Source organism: Gordonia sp. PS3, assembly GCF_041950545.1.
GTDB lineage: Bacteria > Actinomycetota > Actinomycetes > Mycobacteriales > Mycobacteriaceae > Gordonia > Gordonia sihwensis.
This window is the reverse complement of record NZ_CP169524.1, coordinates 2,963,107-2,983,085: the sequence shown is the minus strand read 5'-3', so window position 1 is coordinate 2,983,085 and position 19,979 is coordinate 2,963,107. Positions and strand designations below refer to the sequence as shown.

The 19,979-nt window shown below is 68.9% G+C and carries 18 protein-coding genes; 7 read left to right on the top strand and 11 right to left on the bottom strand.

Annotated features, from left to right (window positions below):
• Positions 1 to 4 precede the first annotated feature (4 nt).
• A complete protein-coding gene (locus ACE11G_RS13690; RefSeq protein ID WP_039866726.1) occupies positions 5 to 1,594 on the bottom strand; it encodes an ABC transporter substrate-binding protein in 1,590 nt (529 codons plus the stop codon).
• Between the two features lie 178 nt (positions 1,595 to 1,772).
• On the opposite strand from ACE11G_RS13690, the gene ACE11G_RS13685 reads away from it, so the two are divergent.
• Positions 1,773 to 2,138, top strand: coding sequence for a helix-turn-helix transcriptional regulator (locus ACE11G_RS13685; RefSeq protein WP_045537774.1), 366 nt, complete (start codon positions 1,773 to 1,775; stop codon positions 2,136 to 2,138).
• A 31-nt stretch (positions 2,139 to 2,169) separates the two neighbouring features.
• On the opposite strand, the gene ACE11G_RS13680 is transcribed toward ACE11G_RS13685, so the two are convergent.
• Both ACE11G_RS13680 and ACE11G_RS13675 read right to left on the bottom strand, forming a co-directional pair.
• On the bottom strand, positions 2,170 to 2,523 hold the full coding sequence (locus ACE11G_RS13680; protein WP_006894758.1) for a CrcB family protein: 354 nt from the start codon (positions 2,521 to 2,523) through the stop codon (positions 2,170 to 2,172).
• Complete coding sequence (locus ACE11G_RS13675) at positions 2,520 to 2,963, bottom strand: CrcB family protein (protein ID WP_375002562.1); 444 nt, start codon at positions 2,961 to 2,963, stop codon at positions 2,520 to 2,522. Before ACE11G_RS13675 ends, ACE11G_RS13680 begins: the two co-directional genes overlap by 4 nt.
• A 203-nt stretch (positions 2,964 to 3,166) precedes the next feature.
• Here ACE11G_RS13675 and ACE11G_RS13670 point away from each other — a divergent pair, with 203 nt between their 5' ends.
• Entirely contained in the window at positions 3,167 to 4,567 is a 1,401-nt protein-coding gene (locus tag ACE11G_RS13670) for a carboxylesterase/lipase family protein (protein ID WP_375004161.1), read from the top strand.
• Between the two features lie 33 nt (positions 4,568 to 4,600).
• On the opposite strand, the gene ACE11G_RS13665 is transcribed toward ACE11G_RS13670, so the two are convergent.
• The 4 genes from ACE11G_RS13665 to ACE11G_RS13650 form a co-directional block, all read right to left on the bottom strand.
• Complete coding sequence (locus ACE11G_RS13665) at positions 4,601 to 6,238, bottom strand: alpha/beta hydrolase (protein ID WP_006894761.1); 1,638 nt, start codon at positions 6,236 to 6,238, stop codon at positions 4,601 to 4,603.
• Positions 6,235 to 6,522 carry a hypothetical protein gene (locus ACE11G_RS13660; protein WP_045537753.1) on the bottom strand — a complete coding sequence of 96 codons (288 nt, stop codon included), beginning with the start codon at positions 6,520 to 6,522 and terminating at the stop codon, positions 6,235 to 6,237. The genes ACE11G_RS13665 and ACE11G_RS13660 overlap by 4 nt, the downstream gene beginning before the upstream one ends.
• Positions 6,523 to 6,629: 107 nt before the next feature.
• Entirely contained in the window at positions 6,630 to 8,123 is a 1,494-nt protein-coding gene (locus tag ACE11G_RS13655) for an FAD-dependent oxidoreductase (RefSeq protein WP_006894763.1), read from the bottom strand.
• A gap of 10 nt (positions 8,124 to 8,133) precedes the next feature.
• Complete coding sequence (locus tag ACE11G_RS13650) at positions 8,134 to 9,144, bottom strand: diiron oxygenase (protein ID WP_006894764.1); 1,011 nt, start codon at positions 9,142 to 9,144, stop codon at positions 8,134 to 8,136.
• Between the two features lie 161 nt (positions 9,145 to 9,305).
• Between ACE11G_RS13650 and ACE11G_RS13645 the strand changes: the two genes are divergently transcribed.
• Positions 9,306 to 10,994, top strand: coding sequence for a sodium:proton antiporter (locus tag ACE11G_RS13645; protein ID WP_062367669.1), 1,689 nt, complete (start codon positions 9,306 to 9,308; stop codon positions 10,992 to 10,994).
• A 15-nt stretch (positions 10,995 to 11,009) separates the two neighbouring features.
• Here the strand turns inward: ACE11G_RS13645 and ACE11G_RS13640 are convergent, their stop codons facing one another.
• Positions 11,010 to 11,309 (bottom strand): hypothetical protein, encoded by a 300-nt coding sequence (locus ACE11G_RS13640; RefSeq protein WP_006894767.1) that lies wholly within the window; start codon positions 11,307 to 11,309, stop codon positions 11,010 to 11,012.
• Positions 11,310 to 11,485: 176 nt separating this feature from the next.
• On the opposite strand from ACE11G_RS13640, the gene ACE11G_RS13635 reads away from it, so the two are divergent.
• Positions 11,486 to 12,352 (top strand): universal stress protein, encoded by an 867-nt coding sequence (locus tag ACE11G_RS13635; protein ID WP_346074663.1) that lies wholly within the window; start codon positions 11,486 to 11,488, stop codon positions 12,350 to 12,352.
• A 140-nt stretch (positions 12,353 to 12,492) separates the two neighbouring features.
• A complete protein-coding gene (locus ACE11G_RS13630) occupies positions 12,493 to 13,707 on the top strand; it encodes an MFS transporter (protein WP_006894770.1) in 1,215 nt (404 codons plus the stop codon).
• On the opposite strand, the gene ACE11G_RS13625 is transcribed toward ACE11G_RS13630, so the two are convergent.
• Positions 13,661 to 15,235, bottom strand: coding sequence for a dolichyl-phosphate-mannose--protein mannosyltransferase (locus ACE11G_RS13625; RefSeq protein ID WP_375002557.1), 1,575 nt, complete (start codon positions 15,233 to 15,235; stop codon positions 13,661 to 13,663). The two genes, ACE11G_RS13630 and ACE11G_RS13625, sit on opposite strands and share 47 nt — an antisense overlap.
• Before the next feature lie 35 nt (positions 15,236 to 15,270).
• On the opposite strand from ACE11G_RS13625, the gene rsmI reads away from it, so the two are divergent.
• The gene (gene rsmI, locus ACE11G_RS13620) at positions 15,271 to 16,143 is read left to right on the top strand and encodes a 16S rRNA (cytidine(1402)-2'-O)-methyltransferase (protein WP_006894772.1); all 873 of its coding nucleotides are present in this window, start codon (positions 15,271 to 15,273) and stop codon (positions 16,141 to 16,143) included.
• Positions 16,140 to 17,222 carry a tellurite resistance/C4-dicarboxylate transporter family protein gene (locus ACE11G_RS13615; protein ID WP_375002554.1) on the top strand — a complete coding sequence of 361 codons (1,083 nt, stop codon included), beginning with the start codon at positions 16,140 to 16,142 and terminating at the stop codon, positions 17,220 to 17,222. The genes rsmI and ACE11G_RS13615 overlap by 4 nt, the downstream gene beginning before the upstream one ends.
• Here the strand turns inward: ACE11G_RS13615 and ACE11G_RS13610 are convergent.
• Both ACE11G_RS13610 and metG read right to left on the bottom strand, forming a co-directional pair.
• Positions 17,191 to 18,396 (bottom strand): aminodeoxychorismate synthase component I, encoded by a 1,206-nt coding sequence (locus ACE11G_RS13610; RefSeq protein ID WP_375002552.1) that lies wholly within the window; start codon positions 18,394 to 18,396, stop codon positions 17,191 to 17,193. The genes ACE11G_RS13615 and ACE11G_RS13610 overlap by 32 nt on opposite strands.
• Positions 18,393 to 19,964: a methionine--tRNA ligase gene (metG, locus tag ACE11G_RS13605; RefSeq protein ID WP_045537763.1), complete on the bottom strand. Its 1,572-nt coding sequence runs from the start codon at positions 19,962 to 19,964 to the stop codon at positions 18,393 to 18,395. The genes ACE11G_RS13610 and metG overlap by 4 nt, the downstream gene beginning before the upstream one ends.
• Positions 19,965 to 19,979: the final 15 nt, after the last annotated feature.

Genomic DNA, 19,979 nt, shown 5'->3' with positions numbered 1-19,979 from the left:
CGTCTCACCGCCGCCAGGACGGCAGGTTCCACCACGGCCCCCACACCACCCCGTGAGCATGCGGTTCCAGCACCGGGGGATCGTAGCGCCAGCCGTCGTCGCGAACGGCGTAGGTGTGATGGACGAAGGCGAGGAACACCGAGGACGGCACCTCCCGGTACAGCCGCTGGATCTCGCGGTAGCGGGCTTCGTTCGCCGGCCCCGGAGCGCTCGCGCGCGCCTGTTCGAGCAGGCGGTCCATCTCCGGAGAGCCGAAGTCGCCTGGATTGGAGAACGGCGACGCACCGGGCGTCCGGGTGTGCAGTGCGGAGTAGACCTGGGAATCGATTCTGTACAGGAACTCGCCGCCGGCCAGGAGCACCGCGTCGTCGGCGAGCCGGGATTCGGTCTCGTCCCAGCTGGCGCCGTGCGGATCCACGGAGATCCCGACGCGTTTCACCGCGGCGGCGAACGCGACCGCCAGGTCGCGACGGAGGGTGTCGTCGGCGGGGTAGAGCAGTGTGAACTCGGCCTTGTCGCCGCCGCGCCGGCGGACGCCCGACGGCCCGCGGACCCACCCGGCGCGGTCGAGGATCGTGCCCGCGCGAGCGACGTCGACCGTGAACTGGGCGGCGGGCTCGTAGTTCTCGCCGTAGACCGCCGAGATCGGGGTGGCGGCAGGGGCGCCTCGACCGCCGAGCACATCGTCGACCAGCGCACGGCGATCGACCGCGAGATTCATCGCGAGCCGGGCGGCGACGTCCGCCGTGAACGCGTTCTGCGAGGGCAGACTCACGCTGCGCCAGTCGGCGGAGTCGGCGTCGACCACCGTGACGCCGGATCGGTCCGCCAGACTGTTCGCGAGTTTGGGCGGCAGGTTCGCTCCCGACACCTCGCCGCTGACGATCCGTTGCGCCCGGGCGTTGTCGTCGGGCGTGTAGGTGTAGACCACCTTCTTCAGGGCGGGCGCCGACCCCCAGTAGTCCTCGCGCGCGACGAAGACCGCTTGATCGGGCTGCAGGGATTCGAGTCGGTACGGGCCGGTGCCCACCGGATGCCTGCCGATGTCCCAATCCGCGGCCGGACGGTTCTCGACCTTCTCCGAGGGAACGATGCCCAGCAGCAGATACGGCGACGGATCGGCCTCGCCGGTCACGTGGACGGTCACCGCGTGCGGACCTTCGGCCGCGACTTCGGAGATAGGGCCGATCGCCGCGCTCACCGACGAGGCGACCGCGGGGTCGGTGAGCGCGCGGTAGGTGGCGACCACGTCGGCGGAGTCGAGTGCCGAGCCGTCGGAGAATCGGACGTCCTCGCGCAGCGGCAGCCGCCAGACCCCCGGGCTCACCGCGCGCGGGGGCTCACTCGCGAGCGCCGGCACCAGGTCTGGTACCCGGGAGCTGTCCGCTGCCGACGGCCGGAGGAGACCCTCGTAGAGGGGCGAGACGCCGAGTGTCCCGTAGCCGTCGAGGGGGTTGTAGCCGCCGAGCTCGACGGCGTCGGCGAGGACGATCTGGCCGGTGCCTCCGGCGTCGGACGACGTGCACCCGGCGAGGCCGAGGACGAGAGCCGGAACGAGGACGAGGGCGGGACACAGGAGGCGGCTGGTGCGCATGGAGCTGTGCCTGACGTCGAAGGAGGACGGGACATGTGTGTGAACTGACATATGTCGAATTGAACGTGTATCAGAGATTCGGCGGCGCGGCCGGATTCGCGGAAACGATCGACGGACCCGTCGCGGGCGCGGCCCCGACCGTGATGGAATGACCACACGAGTTCGAGAGGAAATGCGCATGGCGGAACGGTCTGCGCAGTCGCGGGAGCGGCTGACGCCGAGACAGATCGAGATCTGGTCGACCCGTTTCGCTCTTCTCGGTGATCCCACCCGCCTCGCGCTCCTGGTGGAGATGCATCGCAAGCCCGATCTGGCGGTGGCCGAACTCGCCGAGCGCGTGGGGATCACCGAGAACGCGGCATCGCAGTCGCTCCGTGCCCTCCGCGACAGCGGGTGGGTGCGGACCGCCCGGGCCGGGCGCCGCGTGCGCTACTCGATGATCGACGACGCCGTGGTGCACCAGATCCTGCACGACGTAGTCGGGATCGCCCACGTACACGGCCATCCGCACACCGCGCGACATCCGGGCGCGGGCGGCGACTGACGTCGCGAGGTCCCCGACACCCGCCGGTCGCTCACAGGGTCAGGGCCAGCCCCAGCAGGCACGCGACCACCGACCCGGCGAGAGTCGACGCCTGATAGATCACCGCGCGGGGCGTCAGACCGAAGAACAGGGTCTCGTACATCGAGGTGGAGAACGTGGTGAACCCGCCGCAGAAGCCGGTGGCGATGATGACGTTCCAGTTCGAGTCGAGCGAACCGGTGGTCGCCCACCCGGCGATCAGACCGATGAGCAGTGAACCCAGGATGTTGATGATGGCGGTCGGACCGATCGCGGTGGTCAGCTTGCGTGTGCGCATCAGCGCGTCGAGGACGAAGCGGGTCACGGCGCCGAGCCCGCCGCCGACCATCATGGCGAGGACGATCACGGTGTCGCCTCCGCGGATTGCGGGACGCACCGGCGCGCGGCGGCGACCCCCACCGCCACCGCGATCAGTCCGATGAAGACGCTCGCCGCGGCGTACCCGGCAGCCAGATACGGGAAACCGTCACGACCGAGGTCGGAGAGGTCCAGGGCGAAGGAACTGTAGGTGGTGAGGCTGCCGCAGAAGCCGGTGCCGACCCCGAGCCGGATCTTCTTGCGAAGACCCGCGTCCGGCCCGAGTCGCAGCAGCAACTGCAGCAGGAAACCGAGAATCAGTGCGCCGGCGATGTTGACGGTGAAGATGGCCCACGGCCACCGCCCCTTGCCCGACGGCAGATTCTCCTCGGCGAGCCACCGGACGAAGGTGCCGGCCATTCCGCCGAGGAACACCCAGATCACGCCGGTGCCGCGCAAGGCGTCCGGTACGTGCATGCGCTCTGACATGTCGGTCCCTCACCCCGTAACTGTCGTGAACAAGCGAATCCTATAAGACGCGAGGCCGGTTTCGGCCGAAGCCGCCGATCGCGAATCCGGCTCGCGCGCAACGGGTGACCGACCGCCGCGCCGGGTAGCGTGGACATGTGACCCACACCTCATCTGCATCTGGACGCGGCGGTGCGTCCGGACTTCCGAGCGGCGGTTCCCCGGTGGTCTCGACCACCGCCGGGCGTGTCCGCGGAAGGATCCGCGGCGGCGTCGCCGCGTTCCTCGGAATCCCTTACGCCGCACCGCCCGTCGGGGCCGCCGCCTTTCAGGAACCGCGTCCGCACGAGCCGTGGGACGGCGTCCGCGACGCCACCTCCTACGGTGCCACCGCACCGCAGGTCGGGTATCCGGCACCGATAGCCGCGATCCTCGACAACGTCGTCGAACTCGGCGACGACTATCTGAACCTGAACGTGTGGACTCCGGATCCTTCGTCCGAAGGTCGACTGCCGGTGATGGTCTGGATCCACGGCGGTGCCTTCGCCCGAGGATCGAACCGGATCGCTATCTATGCCGGCGACACGTTCGCGCGTGACGGTGTGGTGTGCGTCGGCGTCAACTACCGTCTGGGAGTTCCGGGATTCGGCGCCTTCCCGGACGCGCCGGACAACCGGGGACTGCTCGATCAGATCGCGGCGCTGGAGTGGGTGCGCGACAACATCGCCGCCTTCGGCGGCGATCCGGCGAACGTGACGATCTTCGGTGAGTCGGCGGGGGCGATGAGTGTCGCGTCGCTGCTGTCGTCACCACGGGTCACCGGCCTGTTCGGGCGGGCCGCGATGCAGAGCGGCAACGGCATCACGGTGGCCGACGTCGACGACGCCCGGAAGGTGACCGCGCGACTCGCCGAGCGGCTCGGAGTCCCCCATGCCGCAGCCGCGTTCGGCGAGATACCGACGGCGGATCTGCTGAAGGCGCAGACTCAGGCGGTCCTCGAGTTCACGATGAACCCCGACCCGGAGATCTGGGGCAAGACCGTCACCGACATCGGCATGGGCATCATGAACATTTTCCCGGTCCTCGACGGCGAGATCTTGCCCGACATTCCGCAGAATCGGATAGCCGACGGCGCGGGCGCGGGGATCGGGCTGCTCGCCGGCTGGAACGCCACCGAGTTCCGGTTCTTCTTCGCTCCGACCGGAGTGCTCGAGGCGGCGACTCCCGAGATGGCGCGGGCGATGCTCTCACGTGCCGGAATGCCGACCGCACTGCTGGACGAACGGCTCGCCGACGGGGTGAGCGCCGGGGATGCGTTATGCGAGGCGATCACGGCGATCGCCTTCGCCGACCCCACCAGAGCACTCGCCGAACTGCGTCCCGAGTCGCCGACATACCTCTACGAGTTCGCCTGGGAGAGCCCCGTGTGCGACATCCGGGCCGGACACGCCGTCGAGCTGCCCTTCGTCTTCGATCACCTGGAAGCGGCTCACGCGCTCACCGGACCGGACCCGGACCAGTCGGTCGCCGACGCGATGCACGCGGCGTGGGTGCGGTTCGCGAAGACCGGAGATCCCGGATGGGCGCGGCACACCGAAGCCGCCGATCCCCACGTATTCGGCTGAGATCCCGATGGGCCTCCATGGGCCTCGGCGGAGTCATCTTCCGGGCGTCACCAGGCTCAGCCCCTCCTCGATCCATCCGCCGACGACGTCGAGGGCGTCCTGCGCGGCGTCGATATCCGGGGCGCGTTCGATGTACGGGGGCGGACAGCGCCCGGCCACCACGGCGGCCATCGCCCGCATCGCCCCGGAACCCTCGTCGTCGAGATAGCCCGAGTGCGCGGAGCGTCCCGCTACCGGCGTGCCGTCGCTGTAGTTCCCGGTGTCGAGCCGTGTCACACCCGGCGCGGTGTCCGGATCGCCGCCGTGGACCGATGAGCCCATCTGCTGCCAGTACTGGATCGGGTCACCGGGCGGGGTGAGCGAGTACCGCTGGACGTGCGGCTCGGCGTTGTTCCAAGGCCGGTCCTCCACACCGGTGCCCGCCGACGAGGCGTACACCACGCGATCGGATCGCAGCCCCGACTGTTCCGCCGTGCCGACCACGGCTCCGCCGTACGAATGCCCGATGACGGTGGTCTTCAGGTCGAGCCCCGACGCGTCGATCTGCCGGTCGAGCGCCGCGGCGAACTCCACCAGGCCCGGCGCCATCCGGCGTGCGGGCTCGGCGTCGGAGGCGGTGCCCGCGATCGGGCTGAGATCGGCGTCGATCAATTTCTGCGGCAGCGGGCCGTCGGCGTAGACGATCACCGGTGCGCCGCTGGCGTGCGACAGGTTGGCTGCGCGCCGCCGATAGACGTCGACGCTGTGTAACCCGGTTCCGGTGCCGGGGACCAGCACCGCCGCGCCGGTGGCGTCCGCTGTCAGATCTCCGACGAGTTCGATGAACCGGCCGTCACCCACGTCGCGGAAACCCAGAAAGGTCCGCGGAACCGACCTGCCGGGATGCAGCGGGTCGGGTGCGGGACGCAGGAGGGCGCGCAGCTGTCGGGCTTTCGCACCGTCGCGCCGGCCGGCCGCGACTTCGGCGTCGAGCGTCCGCTGAATCGAGATGGTGTTGGCCTCCGCGCGGTCGGCGAAGTCGATGCCGTTGAGGTTCCCGACAACCTCCGGCACGGAATCGATGAGATTGCGTCGCTGCGCCGGAGCGAGTGATTCCCAGTACCGTTCCACCACGTCCGGCGGCATCAGGTCCAGCAGTCGGCCCGCTTCGGTGGCCTCAGCGTATCCGCCGATCGGGAGGGGCACCACGTTCCCCGACCCGTCGAGGTGCCGCATCAGCATCGTGAGCCTGCCGCTCAGCGCGGTGTCGGCGGCGTCGGCCTCAGTGAGGAGGGCGGTGATCCGCTCGGTGAGATAGTCGGCGTCCGCGCGACGTCGAGGATCCGGGTGGGCGACGGCGCCGTCGTCGCCGATGTTGAAGCCCGAGCTCCGCGCCGTGCGGATCTGGCCGACGATGCGGTCGCGCACCGCGGACAGCCGTCCGTGTCCCTCTCGCGTGGCGTCGGAGAGGTCGACGAGCGTCCGCTCGAATCGATGCAGCGCCGTGACTTCGGCGTCGACGCGGTGCCCGGCACTGGTTCGGGTCACTCCCGACCAGGTCGGATCGAGGTCGAAGGACCGGCGGACGGCATCGGCGGTGTTGGCGACGCTCTCACCGCCGACGTCGAAAGCGGTGGCCGTGGCCAGCAGGGTCTCCGGACGCCATCGGAGAACCTGGGCGACGCCGGTCACCGCGGCCTCCGGAGGGCGGCGAGGTCGGCGGCGCAGGCCCGGTCCGACTCCACCGTCGTCGTGTTGAACTTCTCGAGCGCCGCGGCCGAGCCGGCGAGCTGCCGCGAGAGGGCCGCGGCGGCGTCGTGCACCGCTGCGGCGCACGCTCGCAGTGATTCCGCCGACCGGCTGCCCGCCAGAGACAGATCGCCGGCCTCGCAGTCGAGGCCGGCGATCTCATCGCTGGACCGTCGCCAGAGGGCGACGATGCTGTTCAGTTGATCGGGAGTGATGCCGAATCCCATGGACGCCTCCGAATGATCGAGATGAACTCTTCATTCGTTAGACGCACGCGGAGCTTGTTCGGCTCCATCGTTCATCCACAGGCCGGCGTGGCCCGTCTCCTCTCGGGTCAGGCCGGGACCGGTGCGGTTCCGGGCCGGGGGAGGGCGCCGGCCTCGGCGTCCGCGAGCAGATTCGCCACGGTTTCGCCGGAGTCGGTCTTGTTGGTGCCGATGAATCCGGTCGGGCCGCGCTTGATCCATCCGGTCACGTACAGGCCCGGAATCGCCTCGCCGTTCTCCACCACGCGGCCGGCGACGTTCGCGACCGTGCCCTTCTCGTCGTCGAAGGGCAGACCCGGAACGGGGCGACCGCGGTAACCGATGGCCGTGAGCACCAGACCCGCGTCGATCACCGACTCCTCGTCGCCGCCGGTCTTGACGAACCGGACTCCGGAGGCATGCCCGTCGCCCAGGATCTCCACCGGGGTGAGCCCGAACGACAGCCGGATGAAGGGCTCGGCGGGCTTGCTCCGCTGCGAGATCTCCCGCAGTAGATTCACCTTGGCCGCCACCGTCGGGTCGTCGATGTTCGTCGCGTCGACACCGGACAACTCGGCGGGATCGACCCACACTCGCGCGGGACCGTCGGCGAGGCCGATCAGCTCCGGGAGCGTGAACGCCGCGTGCTCGGGACCGCGGCGCGCCACCACAACCACTTCGCGCAGATTGGACGCGCGCAGTGCCGCCAAGGCGGTGGGATCGATCGTCGTCGGTGCGAGCCGATCGGTGTCGGCGGTGAAGATCCGCGCGACGTCGAGGGCCACGTTGCCGTTGCCGATAACGACCGCTCGCTCGGCCGAGAGATCCGGTGCGGCGTACGCGAAATCGGGGTGGCCGTTGTACCAGCCGACCACCGAGGTGGCGCTCTGCACGCCTTCGCGATCCACACCGGGGATCTGCAACGGCCGGTCGGTGGGTGCTCCGCCCGCCCACAGCACTGCGTGGTGAGCACTGCGGAGCTCGTCGAGCGAGACGTCGCGGCCGATCTCGGTGTTGAGCAGGATCTGGATGTTCGGATGACGCGCGATCTCGTTGAAGAGGTCGGTCACCGTCTTGGTGGACAGGTGATCGGGCGCGACGCCGAAGCGGACCAGACCGAAGGGTTCCGGCAGACGCTCGTACACCGTGACCCTGACCTGGCGATGCTTCAGAAGCTCGTCGGCGGCGTACATGGCCGACGGTCCCGAGCCGACGATCGCGATGCGCAGTTCGTCGGGTGTCGCGCCGCCCAGCGCCGCGGGCTTGACGATGGGCGCCATCGGCAGCCGCCAGTCGGTGCGGACCGGGAAGCGCGTCTCGGTCGGCGCCGGATCCGGGTAGTGACCGGCGTTCACGTCGGCGAAGCGCGCGGCCTCCTCGGGAAGTCGGTGCCCCGGGACGATCGCGCCGACCGGGCACGCGCTGACGCACGCACCGCAGTCGACACACGTCGACGGATCGATGTAGAGCATCTCCGAGATGCCGAAGTCAGGCTCGTCTGGAGTGGGATGAATGCAGTTGACCGGGCATGCGTAGACGCACGAGGCGTCGCCGCAGCAGGCCTGCGTGATGACGTGAGGCACTGTTGTCTGTTCAGCTCGCGTTGTAGGTGGGCTCGCTGCGGTAGCGAGAGGAACGGCCGTCGATGCCCATCGCGCGCCACACCTGGCGGGAGGCCGGGTTCATCAGGCCACACTGCTCGGCGAGCATGCGGACGTCGCCGAACACGCCGGACAGGAAGATCTGCGACTGCTCCGACTTCCAGAAGATGTCCTTCATGACGCTCTTCGGCACGTCGAACTCGCGCTCGAAGTCCTTCGGCGGAACCACGATCGCGCTGCACAGCACGCGCATGACGATCGGCATCGCGATCGACAGTGCGAACTTGGTGATCGGGCCCTTGCGGGGGACCGTGTTGCGCAGGTGGTTGTGCGCGAACGAGATGTGCCGGGCCTCCTCGGCCACGTGGAGTTCCATCACCGCGGACATCGCGGGGTGCAGTTCCTCGCGTGCGCGCAGGAAGTCCTTCTGGATGTGGTCGATCGGCTCTTCGCCCGCCAGGACGCCGAAGTAGAAGATCGTCGGCCAGAAGGTGGAGAACAGCGGGATGATCGGCGATGCACGGCGCAGCCACCAGCGCATTCCCTTGGTGTCCATGCCGATGCGGTTCACCAGCTCCTGGAACATGAGGGTGTGGTTGCACTCCTCCTTGGCCTCGTGAGTGGTGTAACGGAACCGCTTGTCACCGTTCGGGAGGCGGTCGGCGTACTGCATGAGGCCGCGGATCAGGATCGACTCGAACTGAAGACCGACCTTCGCGACATTGGCCTGGCGCCACATGCCGATCTTGATCTGCTTCTCCTTGGGGAGGCTCTGGTACCAGGGATGCCGGCCGATCGGGTCCACCTTGTACGAGAGGATCCACCGCGGATCGTTCGGGATCACGGCCATGTGCGGCGCGTCCCAGTCGATGTCGATGTAGGGGTCGAAGTTGCGCCGGACCGACGCGGTCGAGAGGTCCTCGAGGACCTGCTGGTAGTCGGTCCCGGTGTCCTGCTTGGCAGGCGGTGTGTACGTGGTGGGCCGGGGCTGCGTGGACGTCATTGTCTTCTCCTGACTTGCGTCGGTGGACGAAGGCCGCCGAAGTAGAACTTGTTGTCCCAAGCGTCGCACCGCAGCCCGATCTTGTCAATGTTCGATGGCACAGTCAGCGTGGACAAATGGCGGTGTCGCGGGTCACACCGCCGGCAAGGGAGAATGACCGCGTGGAGATCGTGGGAATCGTCGTCGTGTGCGTGCTGGCGGTCGCCGGCGCCAACCAACTCGCCCCCCGCGTGCGGATCGCCGCGCCGTTGCTGCTGGTCGGTTTCGGGGTCGCCGTGAGCTACCTGCCGGGAGTCCCGCCTATCTGGGTGGATCCGGAGGTCGTGTTGATCGGCGTGCTTCCGCCGCTGCTGTACGCCGCGGCCGTGGCGCTGCCCGCGATGGACTTCAAGCGCGACTTCCAGGCGATCAGCGGACTGTCGATCGTGCTGGTCGTGATCAGCGCGCTCCTGCTGGGACTGCTCTTCATGCTGATACTGCCGGACGCGGATTACGCCACCGGCGTGGCGCTCGGTGCGATTCTCAGTCCCACCGACGCGGTCGCGACCACCACCGTCAAACGGGTCGGTGCGCCGCAGCGGCTCATCACGGTGCTCTCGGGGGAGAGTCTGTTCAACGACGCGAGCGCGCTGGTGGTGCTCCGCGCCGCGATCGCCGCGATGGCGGGCGGACTGTCGATGGTGGGCGTGGCCCTCTCGTTCGTCTGGGCGATCATCGGCGCCGTCATCGTCGGCGGCGCAGTGGGCTGGGTCTTCATCGTCGCCCGCGCGCGCATCTCGAACGCCGCGGTGGCGACGGCGGTCTCGTTCACCGCGCCCTACATCGCGTACGTGCCGACCGAGATCATGGGCGCCTCCGGACTGGTGGCCGCGGTGGCCGCCGGACTGGTGACGGGCCGAGGGTCGGTGCGCAGGCTCACCGCGGCGCACCGGCAGTCGGACCAGCAGACGTGGCGAACCGTCGAGTTGCTCTTGGAGGGCGGCGTCTTCCTGCTCATGGGACTCGAACTGAAGGCCCTGGTGATGGATGTGACGGCGAGCCACGAAAGCGTCATCCACGCCTTCTGGCCCGCGGCGATCGCGTTCGTGCTGTTGATGGTGATCCGGTGGGGATTCGTGATGACCCTGGTCGCGGCCATCTCCCGGCGGTCGCGCAGGGTGATCGCCCGGGAGCCGATTCTCGAGCAGATGCAGGACCGACTGGGAGATCCCGACGCGGCCGCCGACCGGCTGACGCGGCGGTTCCAGCGCCGGATCGACCGGCGGCTCGCGGACATCGAGTACTACCGGACCGAGTCGATCGGCTTCCGCGAAGGACACGTGGTGGTCTGGGCGGGGATGCGCGGTGTCGTCACGCTGGCCGCGGCGCAGACCCTCCCCGCCGACACGCCGTACCGTTCGCTGTTGGTACTCGTCGCCTTCGTCGTCGCGACCGGGTCGCTGATGATCCAGGGCAGCACGCTGGGTGCGTTCATCAAATGGATGAGGCTGCCCGACCACCGTGCCGACGCGGCGCGTGAACTGCAGCGGCTGAACCGGGAGATGGCCTCCATCAGCGTCGAAGTGCTCACCGACCCCGCTGTCTGTTCCGACAGCATGCTCGCCCGCAATGTGGAACAGGTGCGCTCGCTGGAGGCCTCCGACGACGGCGACCCCACCGGCGACGTCCTGGACCGGCGTCTGCGCAACGCGGTCGAGATGCGGCGCGTCCGACGCGTCATCATCGACCGCCAGCGTGCCGAACTCATCGATCTCCGCGACCGCGGCGCCTACAGCTCGGAGGCCCTGACCTCCGCGCTGGCGCGCCTCGACGCGGAGGAGATCAGCCTCGACGCGCAGGCGAGCCGGTGAGCGGCTGCGGGCCGGTCAGTCCACGATGACGCTGGGCAGTGCGCCGGTGAACCAGAGAAGCGAGAGCGCCAGCAGGAACCACGTCGCACCCTGCCAGATCTGCCACCGGCCGCCCGATTTCCAGTTCAGGTAGGTCCGGACCATCGCCGCCAGGGTCCCGAGGATCACGACGCTCGGGGCGGCGAGGATGAAGAACTCGTTGAGTCCGCCGCTGGTCGACATCGCCGCGATCAGCACCACGACTCCGAGTGCGACGGTGACGCAGACATGCGTCGCCGCGTCGCGGATCTCGCGCGGGGCGGTGGTGGTCGACATCGTCAGGACACCTCGATTGCGTCGGGTTGGGGACGTTTGACCTCTATTGTACGGATCGACACACCCGGACCTAGTACCGATGCGGCGGCCGGGCTCTTGGTGAACAATGGGAGCCGAGGCTTAGTACGGAAGCCGACACAAGGGCTCCGGGCCGGTGTGAAGGAGAGCAGTCGCAAATGAGCTTGATTCTGGTCGGCGTAGACGGATCGCCCGAATCGACCAATGCGGTTCGGTGGGCAGCTGCCGCGGCTGCCCTCGAGGACCTCGATCTGAAGATCGTCGCCGCATACAGCTCCACCACCAGTGACTACGCCCCCGGCCTCGTGATCCCGCAGGACGTGATCGACGCGATCCGCAGCGAAGCAACCGGGTTCGTGCAGGAGGCCGCCGCCACCGCTCGCGAGGTGGCTCCGGACGTGAAGCTGAACGGCTCGATCGTCGAGGGAGACGCCGCTCGCGTGCTCCTCGAACTCGGCGGACAGGCGCAGATCACCGTGCTCGGCACGCGCGGTCTGAGCAGTGTGAAGGGTCTGTTCCTCGGTTCGGTGAGCACCAGCGTCGCCGCGCACTCGAAGGGCCGCGTCGTGATCGTGCCCGGCGGGGCCCTCGGCGGTGACGGACCGGTCGTGGTGGGCGTCGACGACTCCAAGATCAGCGACCCGGCGGTGGCCGAGGCGTACCGCCAGGCCGATCTGCGGAAGAAGAAGCTGGTCGCCGTGCACACCTGGACTCCGCTCGATGCCGACGCCCTGCACGGTTTCGGTCTCGACGAGCAGGAGATCGACGAGATGTCGCAGCAGGCGGTCGAGGCCGTCGCCGAGCGCATGGCCGGATACGGCCAGGACTACCCGGATGTGGAGGTGGAGCGCGTGGTGGTTCCGGAGGAGCCGGCGAAGGCGATCCTCGACGCCGCGGGCGACAAGGCTTCGCTGATCGTCATGGGCAGCCGTGGCCGCGGCGGCTTCACCGGACTGCTGCTGGGATCGCGCAGTCAGAAGGTGCTCCATCACGCGCAGGTGCCGGTGATGATCGTCCGCCGCTGACGGCAGCGTCGGTAGGGAGACAGGGTTTCGACAGGAGCCGGGCGCGGAAGCGCCCGGCTCCTGCACGTTCGCGGCGGCCGCCGACCGTCGCCGACCGGATGAGCGGGCCGGTCGCGCGCACCCGATAATCTGAGTCCACAATGAAGAACCTGCCTCGCGGACTGTGGATCCTGCTGATCGCGAACGCCGTGATCGCGCTCGGCTTCGGTCTCATCGCCCCGGCGCTGCCGATCTTCGCCAAGACCTTCGACGTGTCGTCGGCGGCGGCCGGGTTCGTGGTCTCGGCGTTCGCGCTGATGCGGCTGCTGTTCGCGCCCGCAGGCGGCCGTCTGGTGACGATCCTCGGGGAACGCAAGATCTACCTGACCGGATTGCTGATCGTCGCGCTGAGCACCGCGGCCTGCGCGTTCGCGCAGAGTTACTGGCAACTGCTGGTGTTCCGGGCGGCGGGCGGCATCGGTTCGACGATGTTCACCGTCTCGGCGATGGCATTGCTGATCCGGCTCTCGCCCCAGGAGGTTCGGGGACGGGCCTCCGGATACTTCTCGGCGGGCTTTCTCGTCGGCAACCTCACCGGACCGCTGATCGGTGCGGCGCTGGTGGACTTCGGTCTCCGTCTGCCGTTCGTGGTGTACGCGATCGCGTTGCTGGTCGCGACCGCTGTGGTGGCGACGTTCATGCCCCCTCCGCCCGAGCCGCAGCGCGCCGACGCGGCCGACGCGGTCCTGCCCGCTGCGCCGGCGTTCTTCGCGTCGCTGCGACAGCGCGAATACCGCGCGATCCTGACTTCGAACTTCGCGCAGGGCTGGGCGTCGATGGGGGTCCGCGTGGCACTGGTGCCGATCTTCGTCCAAGACGGGCTCGGTTACGGGACGGCCTGGGCGGGCATCATTCTGGCGTGCTACGCCGCGGGCAACATGATTGCGATCCTGCTGTCGGGCCGGTTGTCGGATCGATACGGGCGACGAGCGGTGATGATCCCCGGACTGATCGTGGCCGCTGCGGGGACGCTGCTGCTGGGCTATTCGCCCGACATCTGGATCGCGCTGGCGCTGACCGCCGTCGCCGGCGTCGGCTCGGGCCTGTTCGCACCCACGCACCAGGCCGCGCTCGGCGACATGCTGGCGGGCAAGCGGCGTGGCGGATCCGCGCTCGCGGCCTACGGCATGGCCTCCGACCTCGGCGCGGTGTCGGGCCCGATCCTCACCGGTCTCGTCGCCGACGTCTTCGGTTTCGGCCCGGCCTTCATCGTGACGGGCTGTGTGGTGCTGCTGGCCCTGGCGATGTGGCTGGTCACACCGCGTCAGCTCACGACCAGCTCGGCAACCAGATCTGCTGACCCCATTCGACGTTAGAGATCGGCGCGCCGGTCAGAACCGGCCAGAGCCACACGAAGTTCGCGACCACCAGCGCGATGTACAGCGAGACCACCAGGACGCTGATCAGCCGTCTCTCCGATGTGGCGCCGCGGGGTGCGGCGCGCAGGAGGTCGCCGCAGACCAGTGCCAACCCCATCACCAGGAACGGGGCCATCGCCGTGGCGTAGAAGAAGTACATCTGCCGGTCGATGTCGGCGAACCAGGGCAGGATGCCCGCGCCGTATGCGGCCAGGACCGCCGCGTAGCGCCAGTCGCGGCGGGACACGATGCGCCAGAGCGCCCACACGATCATCGGCAGCGACAGCCACCACATCGCCGGCGTACCGATCAGCATCTGCGCACGCACGCAGTCCGAACCACCGCATTGATCAGGCCCGTAGGAGATGGCGTAGAGCATCGGACGCAGACCCATGGGCCAGGTCCAGGGTTTCGACTCCCACGGATGGTGATTGCCCGCCGCGTTGGTCAGCCCGGCGTGGAACTCGAGGATGCCCGACTCGTAGTACCAGAACGACCGGACGGCCGCAGGCACCCACGAGAACGGGCCGCCGGTGCCGATCTTCTCTCCGACCACGTAACGGTAGACCGAGGTCTCGGACGAGAACCACGGTGCGAAACTCGCCACGTACATGAGGAAGGGGAGCACGCCCAGTGACGCCGCCGACGGGATCAGGTCGCGTCGCAGCACACCGACCCACGGACGCCGGACGCGGTAGGCGCGGCGTGCCGAGACGTCGAAGGCCAGTGAGAGCAGCGTGAACACGATGACGAAATAGGCGCCCGACCATTTGACGCCGCAGGCCAGTCCCAGCATCACCCCGGCGGTGAACCGGTACCAGCGGAAGCCGAAGCGCGGACCGAAGGGGGAGTCGTCCATCCGGCCCTGCAGCCACACCCGGTGCATGCGCTGGCGCATCTGATCGCGGTCGGCGATCAAGGCGGCGAAAGCGAGCACGATGAACAGGATCTGGAAGATGTCGAGCATCCCCATGCGAGACTGCACGAACAGCACGCCCTCGCAGATCGCGAAGACGCCGGCGATCGCACCGATCAGCGTCGACCGCGCCATCCGCCGGACCGTCAGATACACCGCGAGCACGATGATCACACCCGAGACCGCCGACATGAAACGCCAGCCCATCGGGTTGTAGCCGAACATCCATTCGCCGCCCGCGAGGATCCACTTGCCCACGGGCGGGTGGACCACCAGGCCGTACGCGGGATTGTCCTCGATGAAGTTGCCGCCGGTCAGGACCTGCCATCCCTGAGGGACGTAGTGCTTCTCGTCGAAGACCGGTGTGCCCTTGTCGGTCGGGTGCTGCAGATCCCAGAACCTGGTGGCCACCGCGATGAGGACCAGGATCGCGCCGACGACGGTGCCGCGGAGCCGGTCGGTGGGCCCGAACACCGGCTCCGGGACGCGCGGACCGGGTGCCGTGCCGAGGTCTTCGGTGAGCGCGCGGTCTTCCGCGGTCGCGCGGTCGAGGATGGCGGCGGGGGTCACCTGTGCGATGGTAGCCGGATCAGTAGTCTGAGTCGGTGACCAGTAGTGACGGACAGTCGAGCGCAGCGGGGGCCGGACGGCTGGTGCTGGCCGGGACTCCGATGGGACAGCCCGGCGACGCGTCGCCCCGGCTCCGCGAGGCGCTCGGTTCGGCCGACATCGTGGCCGCCGAGGACACTCGCCGGACGCGTGCGCTGGCGGCGGCGCTCGACGTCGAGATCAACGGCCGGGTGATCAGCTACTACGACCAGGTGGAAGCGTCCAGAGCGCCGGCTCTGGTGGAGGCGATCGTCGGGGGAGCGACGGTGCTGCTGGTGACCGATGCGGGGATGCCGTCGGTGAGCGATCCCGGCTACCGGCTGGTGGTCGCGTGTGCCGACGCGGGGCTGCCGATCACGTGTCTGCCGGGTCCGTCCGCGGTGACGACCGCGCTGGCGCTGTCGGCGATGCCGTCCGAACGGTTCTGCTTCGACGGCTTCGCTCCCCGTAAACAGGGCGCGCGCCGGGACTGGCTGGCCGAACTGCGCACGCAGCCGCGCACGGTCGTGTTCTTCGAATCTCCGCACCGGCTGGCGCAGACTCTCGCCGACGCCGCCGATGTGCTGGGTCCGGACCGCCGCGCCGCGGTCTGCCGGGAGCTCACCAAGACCTATGAGGAGGTGCGGCGGGGCCGGCTCGACGAGCTCGCCGAGTGGGCGGCCGATGGCGTCAAAGGCGAGATCACCGTCGTGATCGCCGGAGCGTCCGAGACGGACGAGACGGTGGGACTCGACGAGGTGGTGGAGCGGGCCCGCCGGCTCGCAGACTCGGGGCTGCGGCTGAAGGACGCGTCCGCCCGGGCCGCCGCCGGTACCGCCTACTCGCGGCGGGACGTGTACCAGGCCGTGCTGGAGAGCCGAGGGGAGTGAGCGTGGCACGGCTGCGCGGTCTCGACGACGTGGTTCGCGAGCTGAATCCCGCCTACTTCTCCCTGGTGATGGCTACCGGGATCGTGTCGATCGCAACCGAGATCGAAGGCTGGCGGTTGCTGTCGGTGATCCTCATGTGGATCACCGGGATCGCCTTCGGCGTGCTGCTGCTGCTCAATGCGGCCCGGCTCGCCCGGCATCGCGACGCGGTGGTCTTCGATCTCCGGGTGCCGAACCGCACTTTCGGCTTCTTCACCGTCGTCGCGGCGACGAGCGTGCTCGGGACCCGGCTGATGCTCGACGGCCATCTCGTCGCGGCCCTGGTGCTGCTGGGCTTCGCCGCCTCGATGTGGCTGGTCCTGGGTTATGCGCTGCCGCCGATGGCGTTCACCGCACGCATCGGCCAGTCGCAGCTCGAGCGGGCCGACGGCACCTGGTTCCTCTGGGTGGTGGCGACGCAGTCGGTGGCCGTTCTCGCCGCCGCCGTTCAGCCCCACGTCACCAGCGGTCAGGCCGAGCTCGCGCTGCTGGCCGCGCTGTGCTGGGCGGTCGGGGTGTTCCTCTACATGGCCGTGGCTCTGTTCGTGGCCGCGCGAATATTCATGCACCATCCGAAACCGGACCAGTTGAGCGGCGCGTACTGGATCGCGATGGGGGCGACGGCGATCACCGTGGTCGCGGGCGCGAACATCGAGAGCATGGCGGACGTGCCGGTGCTGGACGTGATGCGCGGAACCGTCGAATCGGTGTCGGTCTTCTTCTGGGCGTTCGGTACCTGGCTGGTACCGCCGTTGCTGTTCGCCGGGTACTGGCGGCATATCCGCCACCGGATACCACTCCGCTACGACGCCTCGTTCTGGGCCATCGTGTTCCCGCTCGGCATGTACGGAGTCGGCAGTCACCAGATCGGCTCGGTGAACGGTATCCCGCTGATCGATCACATCGGGCACGTCGAGATCTGGATCGCCACGGCGGCCTGGTTCGTGACCTTCGCGGGGTTCGCGGCTTCGCTGGCCGGTCGGTCGCCCCGGCTGCTGCCGCTGCGGTCTATCGAGAACGCGGGCCCGGATGCGAGGTGAAGCCGACGATCGAGGCCGCCTTGTCGAGGCATTCCTGCCACTCCGCGGCCGGTGACGAGTCGATGGTGATCCCGCCGCCGACGCCGAGCGTGAGGCCGCCGTCGGGGCCGACGGCCACCGTGCGGATCGCCACGTTGAGATCGAGCAGGCCGCCCGGGCCCGCGACGCCCACCGCGCCGCAGTAGATCCCGCGCGCGTGATCCTCCCAATCCGCGAGCAACTCGGCCGCGCGGATCTTCGGGGTTCCGGTGACCGATGCGGGTGGGAAGGCGGCATCGAGCAGGGAGCGGTTGCCGACCTCCGCACGCAGGGTCGCGGCCACCGTCGACACCAGATGCCACACGCCCGGGGCGCCGACCACCGTCAGCAGATCGGGCACGGTCACCGATCCGGTGCGCGCGACGCGCCCGAGATCGTTGCGGACGAGGTCGACGATCATCACGTTCTCGGCCACGTCCTTGGTGGACGCGGCGAGTACCGCTGGGTCGGCGGCGGCCGGAGCCGTGCCTTTGATGGGCGACGACGTCACCCGGTCGCCCCGCCGGTCCAGGAACGACTCGGGGCTGAAGCTCGCGACGGATCCCCAACCCCCGGACAACCAGGCCGCCTTCGCCGGCGCCGTGGCGGCGGCGATGTCGGCGAAGAAATCGATGGGCCGGCCGTCGAGCTGCCCGTGGAACTGCGTGCAGACGCATGCTTGGTAGACCTCGCCGTCGGCGATGGCGTTGAGGCACTTCTGGACGGCGCACAGATGTCGGTCCCGGTCGGGGGAGACCCATTCGGCCGACCACCGCCTCGACTCGGGTGGAGCCGCCGCCTCCAGCGCCGCCCGGGCCCAGTCCGGCAGCGGGGCACCGGTGGCGGTGTTCCACGACCATTCGCCGTGCGACAACGTCAGCACTCCGTCGGTGACGCCCCCGACCACCGAGGGCAGAGGGGAGTCCTCAGCCCGGACGGGGAATCCGAGTGCGCCGAACCAGTACCCGTCGGGCCGGTCGGGTGGCGCGAGCCCGGGGACCAGTTCGATCGACGGTGCGATCACCGCGTCGGCATCGGCCCAGTCACCGATCAGCCCGGCCGGGCCGGGCAGTCCGCGATCGGCGGCGGCCGCGTCGAATGAGCGGAGGACGTCGAGCGCGGAGGGTCCCCGCGCCGGCGCCGGATCACGAGTCATGCGTCCGCGGCGGGACTTTCCTGGCGCGGAAACACCGGGGCGGGCTTCGGCAGGGCGGTACCCGGCGTCAGCCGGTCGGTGACGGCGGTGAACCGGCGATCGGCGTCATCTGAGCCGACGGCGAGCAGATCGAGCAGGGTGGAGGCCGACTGCGGCATCACCGGCTGCACCAGCAGTGTCACGATGCGCACCACTTCGGCGCATACGTAGAGCACGGTGGCGGTGCGGTCGAGGTCGGTCTTGGCGAGCTTCCACGGCTCCTGCGCGGAGACGTACCGGTTGGCGTCGGCCAGCACCGACCACAGTGCTTCGAGCCCGAGGTGAATGGCCTGCTTGTCGAACTGTTCACGGACGCGCGGCAGCAGAGCGTCGGCGGCGTCGAGCAGGGCGCGGTCCTCGGCCGTGAACTGACCCGGCTCGGGCACCTGCGACCCGAAGTACTTGCCGATCATGCTGAGGGTGCGCTGGGCGAGGTTGCCGTACTCGTTGGCGAGATCGGAGTTGTTGCGCGAGACGATCGCCTCCGCCGAGTAGGAGCCGTCCTGCCCGTACGACACTTCGCGGAGGAAGAAGTAGCGCACCGTGTCGAGCCCGAACTTCTCGACCAGTTCGTGCGGGTCGACGACGTTGCCCACCGACTTGCTCATCTTCTGGCCGCGGTTGAACAGGAAGCCGTGCGCGAAGACCCGTTTCGGGACGTCGATGCCGGCGCTCATCAAGAAGGCCGGCCAGTAGACGCAGTGGAATCGGATGATGTCCTTGCCGATGATGTGCAGGTCGGCGGGCCAGTAACGTTCCAGCGTCTGCTGGTCGTCCGGGAAACCGACTCCGGTGAGGTAGTTGGTGAGGGCGTCCACCCACACGTACATCACGTGCTCGGGCGCGCCCGGGACCTTCACGCCCCAGTCGAAGGTGGTGCGCGAGATGGAGAGGTCGTTGAGGCCGCCCGCGACGAAGCTGCGGACCTCGTTGCGCCGCACGTCCGGTCCGATGAACTCGGGATGCTCGTCGTACAACGCGAGGAGACGGTCCTGATAGTTGGAGAGGCGGAAGAAGTAGGTCTGCTCCTCGGTCCAGGTGAGGACGTGACCGTTCTCGGTCGCAACGCGGTTGCCGTCCTCGTCGACGGTCGTCTCGTCCTCGGTGAAGAAGGCCTCGTCGCGGACGTCGTACCAGCCGGCGTAGGAGTCGAGGTAGATGTCGCCCGCCGCCTCCATCCGCTTCCAGATCTCCTCCGACGCCCGGTGGTGGTCGGAGTCGGTGGTGCGGATGAACCGGCTCAGATCGGTGCCGAGCGCGGCGTGCAGCGCCTCGAAGCGATCGGAGTTGGTCTTCGCCAGTTCCGCGGTGGAGACGCCCTCCTTCTCCGCGGTCTGCTGCATCTTCTGACCGTGCTCGTCGGTGCCGGACTGGAACCGGACGTCGAAGCCGTCCAGCGCCTTGAATCGCGCGAGGACGTCCGCGGAGATGAACTCATAGGCGTGCCCGATGTGCGGGGCGCCGTTCGGGTACGCGATGGCGGTGGTGATGTAGAAGGGCGACGACGCGCCAAAGGACTCGCTCGGCATAGTAGCCCGATTGTA

Coding starts and splice junctions, on each gene's coding strand:
- ACE11G_RS13650 (WP_006894764.1), bottom strand. CDS start 9,144: ATGACGTCCACGCAGCCCCGGCCCACCACGTACACACCGCCTGCCAAG.
- ACE11G_RS13685 (WP_045537774.1), top strand. CDS start 1,773: ATGGCGGAACGGTCTGCGCAGTCGCGGGAGCGGCTGACGCCGAGACAG.
- ACE11G_RS13630 (WP_006894770.1), top strand. CDS start 12,493: ATGAAGAACCTGCCTCGCGGACTGTGGATCCTGCTGATCGCGAACGCC.
- ACE11G_RS13640 (WP_006894767.1), bottom strand. CDS start 11,309: ATGTCGACCACCACCGCCCCGCGCGAGATCCGCGACGCGGCGACGCAT.
- ACE11G_RS13635 (WP_346074663.1), top strand. CDS start 11,486: ATGAGCTTGATTCTGGTCGGCGTAGACGGATCGCCCGAATCGACCAAT.
- ACE11G_RS13690 (WP_039866726.1), bottom strand. CDS start 1,594: ATGCGCACCAGCCGCCTCCTGTGTCCCGCCCTCGTCCTCGTTCCGGCT.
- ACE11G_RS13610 (WP_375002552.1), bottom strand. CDS start 18,396: ATGACTCGTGATCCGGCGCCGGCGCGGGGACCCTCCGCGCTCGACGTC.
- metG (WP_045537763.1), bottom strand. CDS start 19,964: ATGCCGAGCGAGTCCTTTGGCGCGTCGTCGCCCTTCTACATCACCACC.
- ACE11G_RS13660 (WP_045537753.1), bottom strand. CDS start 6,522: ATGGGATTCGGCATCACTCCCGATCAACTGAACAGCATCGTCGCCCTC.
- ACE11G_RS13675 (WP_375002562.1), bottom strand. CDS start 2,963: ATGTCAGAGCGCATGCACGTACCGGACGCCTTGCGCGGCACCGGCGTG.